The sequence below is a fragment of the Ilyobacter sp. genome (assembly GCF_041583315.1).
Lineage (GTDB): Bacteria > Fusobacteriota > Fusobacteriia > Fusobacteriales > Fusobacteriaceae > Ilyobacter.
The window spans coordinates 1-5136 of record NZ_JBFHGC010000165.1; the positions used below are offsets into that span (position 1 = coordinate 1).

Below are 5136 nucleotides of genomic sequence, written 5' to 3' on the forward strand. Positions count from 1 at the left end.
CCTCCTGTGTGAACTCCTCTCCTGCAAAATATTTTTCCATAAGCTCTTCATCAGACTCTGCCACAGCCTCAAAGAGCATGTTTCTTATTTCTGATATATCCACATCTGATGGGATTTCGCTGTCTATACACTCTTTCCCGTCAAACTTCCTTCCTTTGAGATCCACCACATTTATAAATCCCTGAAAGTCATCCTTCTCTCCAATTGGAATGCAGAAAGGAGCCACTTTTTTTCCAAATTTCTCTTTAAGTTCTTCTAGGAGTTTTGTGTAATTTACAAACCCCTTATCCATCTTATTTATAAAAAATATTCTGGGGATTCCCCGTTCTTCCAGTTTTTCCCAGGATTTTTCTGTCCCTACCTCTACACCGGAAGTTGCATCTACTACAATTACTGCACCACCTGCAACTCTCAGAGAAGAGACAACTTCACCTTCAAAATCAAAGTACCCGGGAGTATCCAGAATATTATATTTATGACTTTCATATTCCAGAGGTATCACAGAGGAATTTACAGAAAATCTCCTGTGAATCTCCTCTTTATCATAGTCTGAGACTGTATTTCCTTCGTCTACACTTCCCATCCTGGTTATGGCTCCGGATATGTATAACAGCGATTCAGCGAGGGTAGTCTTCCCGCTTCCTCCATGGCCTAGAAAAGCTACATTTCTTATTTGATTCATTTCATAGTTTTTCATAATTGCCCCCTATTTTCTTATTTTACAAGATTTTGTATATTATTCTCATGATAATTATATTTTAAAAAGAACTCCCTTTCCTTTTTTCTGTCAAATTAATATGAGATGTAAATAAAAACTACACCTCTCTGCAGATTTAGGATATGCTCATTTTCATAGTAAAAAATCCACTAAAGAAAGCTATTTTACATAAAAAGATATAAAGAAAAAAATAATTTGAAAGAAGTATTGCCATAACACTGACATGAAAGTAATATACTATTATAAATAATTATAAATTTTTAAAGGAGAATATATCTATGAAATTTTTTAATTCTTTGAAAACCCCAATAATATTTTTAGCACTTTCTAGCATTTATTTTACAGCGTGCACAAAAACTCCAGATATGGAAATGGCTGGAGCTACTAAGACAGATATGTCAAATTATAAAACAAATACTGTTACAGTGGGAGGTTATGACTTCCAAGTCGATTACACAGTTTTTAAAAATTTTGACGAGATTCCTGATGACATGACAGTCCAACTCCAGCCGATAAAAAGCTTTACACTGCCAAATGGAAAGACACATTATTACCAGGCTGCCTATGTTCCAACAAAAAATGTCAGCTGGGTCCAGGCTGCGGTTTTGGCAGAATCTCTAGGAGGTTACCTAGCTTCTTCAACTAGCTTGGAGGAGAATAATTTTCTTTTCTCTCTGGTTAATGACGAAAAATTCTTTTGGGAGTTCCCAGATGACTACACTCCAGATTCTCATTACAGGATCAAAATCGGACCTTTCTTAGGCGGGACAAAAGTAGATGGCTCTACAGAATCTAAAACTGGATGGGTATGGCTATCTGGGGAAGAATGGAACTATGAAAACTGGGCGGTAAATCTAGATGACGGGGTTACAGACAAAGATCCCCGTGATAACTCACAGCCCAACGGAAGAGGACGTCAGACAGTTATGGGATTCGGAGAGTTAAATGTCCCGGTATCTACCTGGGGAGACTATTTTTCCGGTGTGGCCCAGTATGAAAACATGGGACGTCCTCTAGGTTACAATCATGGATTTATCATTGAGTATGATACTGTGCCAAAAAAATAAAAATAATTAATTTAAAACTGGGGAACTCTCAACTTATAGAGGGTTCCCCTTCTTTTTTAGATAAAACAATCAGTTCATAAAAATTTATTTAATTTTTTAAAGTTTTTTGAATGAAAAATGAATTTGGCTTGGTAGTATATATCTAGATAGACATAATATTCTAACTGGGGGTTTTTCTCTTGAAAAATATCGTATCGATTATAGACATTTTAGAAAAATGGACCACTCCCAAAGGGACTAGAAAAATACTGGTAACCCTTTTCATAATGTCACTTCAGATTATGATTTATAAAGTGGTATATATGACCGGAGGAGCAAAATATTCATATGCTCAGGCCATGTACATCCCTCTCATACTGGGATCTCTTTTTTTCGGGGTAATGGGTGGGTTTGTCTTTGGATTGAGCAGTGGGCTCATATTAGGGCCTTTCATGCCCTTAGACACGGTAACCATGGAGATGCAGGACATGATAAACTGGAATTACAGGCTCGGATTCTATCTCCTCATAGGTCTTATAACAGGAGTGATCATGGAATTTTTGATTTCCACCATAAAAAGACTCAACAAACTGAGCTTTTACAATCATTTTACAAACCTTCCCAACGCCAGATATTTTGAAAACATGAGGATAAAAGAGGACACACCGGGATATTTTTTCATTATCGAGATGAATAACTACTCTCAAATACTTTATAATCTCGGATATGAGTTCAGTATGAAACTGATAAAGGAATTTTCCAGAGAGGTCTCAAACGTTTTAAAAACTTACGGAGAAACCCAGGTATTTCATCTTCAGGACAATAAATTTGGGGTTCTCGTAAAGCACACAAATGAGAAGGAGATTTCAAAAAAATTCCTAAAACTTGGACAGATGTCTATAAAAGTAGATGGTATAGAGGTTCATCCGTATATCTTTATAGGGGCAGCCAGATGTGAAAAAGACAGTTGTGACCTTTTAAAAAAAGCTGAATATGCCAGACTTTTTGCAAAAAAAAATCTAAGAAATTACCATATGTACATACCTGAGCTCTCTTCAAAGATTGACAGCAACTTCAAACTTTTTGAGGAATTTCCGAGAGCCATCAGTAATAAAGAATTTTTTCTGTGTTACCACCCAAAATTTGAGGTTTCTACCGGGATGGTTAAAGATGCAGAGGTTCTCATAAGATGGATGCATCCAAAACGAGGTATTGTAGGTCCCAATGAATTTATTCCTTACCTTGAAACAACCACATTTATAACAAAAATTACAAAATGGGTTTTAAGACAATCCTTAAAATCACTGAACATAATGGAAAAAGCAGGTATCGACATCAAACTCTCAATAAACGTCCCACTCAAAATTTTAGAAGATCCTGAGTTTATCGGATATTTAAAAGAAATGAGACAGCTGGGATATCCCTTAAAAAAAATAGAGTTTGAAATCTTAGAAAGAGACTGTGTAGAGGATTTTAAAAAAATATCAGATATAATGAATTCAATAAAAAAAATGGGTATCAAATTTTCTTTAGACGATTTCGGTACCGGGTATTCGGCTCTCTCTTATGTTAAAAAACTTCCATTTGACAAAATAAAGTTAGATATGATGTTTATAAAGGATTTGGAAAAAAGCAGGGAAAATATGGATATTGTAAAATCTGCAATAGACATGGCTCACCATATGGGTATAACAGTCGTAGCAGAAGGTGTAGAATCTGAAGATACCCTGGATATGCTGAAACAACTAAAATGTGACTATGCCCAGGGATTTTATTTTAATCATCCCTTGAATCAGGGAGACTTTATCAAATGGTATCACAGTAATGAAAATACAAAGTTTTTTCAGAAAATCCCCTCTTAAAGATCAACTTTCACATTTTAAACAAAAATTTTATCCACAGACAATCAGTATTAAAAATAAAAAAGGGCCTTAAGGCCCTTTTTTATTAGTTAACTTTGTCGTTTAATTTTTTACCAGCTTTGAATTTAACTACTTTCTTAGCTTCGATCTTGATTTCTTCTCCAGTTTTAGGGTTTCTTCCAAGTCTGGCAGCTCTTTCAGCTACTTCAAATTTTCCCCATCCGATGAAGTTTACTTCATCTCCGTCGTTTAGTACATCTTCCACAGTTGTTAGAAATGCATCTAATTTTCTTTCTGCATCTGCTTTAGATTCAAATTCACCTTTTTCAAAAAATAATTTAACAAATTCTTTTTTTGTCATTCGATTTCCTCCTGTGCTTTGTTTATCCCTTAAAAATCAAGGTTTTTTGCCTAATCTTTTATACCATAGAATTTTTATAATTTCAATGATTTTTTAAAAAAACCTTTAGTTTTAAGGGTTTAGGCTGGTTTTTTACGTTTTATCAACTATTTTTGCACAATGGTATTAAAAATTAAGACACACCTTTAAATCTAGTTGTTTTTCAAAAAAATCTCAGATTAAAGTCTTTTGGTGTCATTAAGATGATTTTTATTTATAAAATCTTCTGTTAAAAATCAAATTTTAAGGTGTTTCCCATCATAATCTGAAAAATTAAAAATGACTGCATCTTATTATATTAACATCACAGTAGATCAAAAATTTACTTACTCAACTGAGTATAAATATTAAAATTTTTGTACCCTCCTGAAAGATTGTAACAGTCAAACCCCATATTCAACATTATATTATGGGCAGCGTTTCCCGAAACCCCCTTGTTGCAGTGGACTACATATTTTTCAGTTTTCGAAAGGGCCTCTGCCTTTGTCCTCAGTTTATCAAGAGGGATGTTCACCGCTCCCGGAATATGCCCCGAACCGTATTGTTTAGGTGATCTCACATCTATAACTATATAGTCATCTCTTTTTTTTATCAGTTCTTCAGGAGTTATTATCTTATTTCTTCTGTTTAAAGCGTTGTCTAATATCATGCCAGTATACATAACAGGGTCTTTGGTGGTAGAAAAAGGAGGAGCATAAGCAAGGTCTAGATGGAACAGCTGATCCACTGTGGCTCCCATGGTTATAAGGGACACAAAAACATCTATTCTCTTATCTACACCGTTTCTTCCTACTATCTGAACTCCTAATATTTTGCTGCTTTTTCTATCGGCTATTGCTTTTATAACCATTTCGCTGCTCTCTTTAAAATACTCTGTCTGGTTGGGTTTCAGATTATGTATAACCTCTATATCATAGCCCATACCTTTTGCCTGCACCTCTGTCATCCCTGTCTGGGACACAGCCATATCAAAGACCTTAAATATCCCTGTCCCCAGTATTCCTTTAAACCGGAGATTACCTCCTGTAAGTATGTCCCCACATATTCTGCCCATCTTATTAGCAGTAGATCCTAGCGGGACGTATAGAGGGGCTTCATTTATAAGAGACC

Annotated in this window: 5 protein-coding genes; 2 read left to right on the top strand and 3 right to left on the bottom strand. The window is 35.2% G+C overall.

All coding sequences use genetic code 11. The annotated features are described in order from the left end of the window. Positions 1 to 697: GTP-binding protein (locus ABZA26_RS07110; RefSeq protein WP_372713827.1), on the bottom strand; the 697-nt coding region annotated here is incomplete at its 3' end. Positions 698 to 996: 299 nt separating this feature from the next. Here ABZA26_RS07110 and ABZA26_RS07115 point away from each other — a divergent pair. Both ABZA26_RS07115 and ABZA26_RS07120 read left to right on the top strand, forming a co-directional pair. Further along, positions 997 to 1785, top strand: a complete 789-nt coding sequence (locus tag ABZA26_RS07115) for a hypothetical protein (RefSeq protein ID WP_372713828.1) — start codon at positions 997 to 999, stop codon at positions 1783 to 1785. Positions 1786 to 1964: 179 nt separating this feature from the next. Beyond that, positions 1965 to 3626: an EAL domain-containing protein gene (locus ABZA26_RS07120; protein WP_372713830.1), complete on the top strand. Its 1662-nt coding sequence runs from the start codon at positions 1965 to 1967 to the stop codon at positions 3624 to 3626. Between the two features lie 85 nt (positions 3627 to 3711). Here the strand turns inward: ABZA26_RS07120 and ABZA26_RS07125 are convergent, their stop codons facing one another. Continuing rightward, a complete protein-coding gene (locus tag ABZA26_RS07125; protein WP_319371928.1) occupies positions 3712 to 3987 on the bottom strand; it encodes an HU family DNA-binding protein in 276 nt (91 codons plus the stop codon). A gap of 361 nt (positions 3988 to 4348) precedes the next feature. Beyond that, positions 4349 to 5136: rhodanese-like domain-containing protein (locus ABZA26_RS07130; protein WP_372713831.1), on the bottom strand; the 788-nt coding region annotated here is incomplete at its 5' end.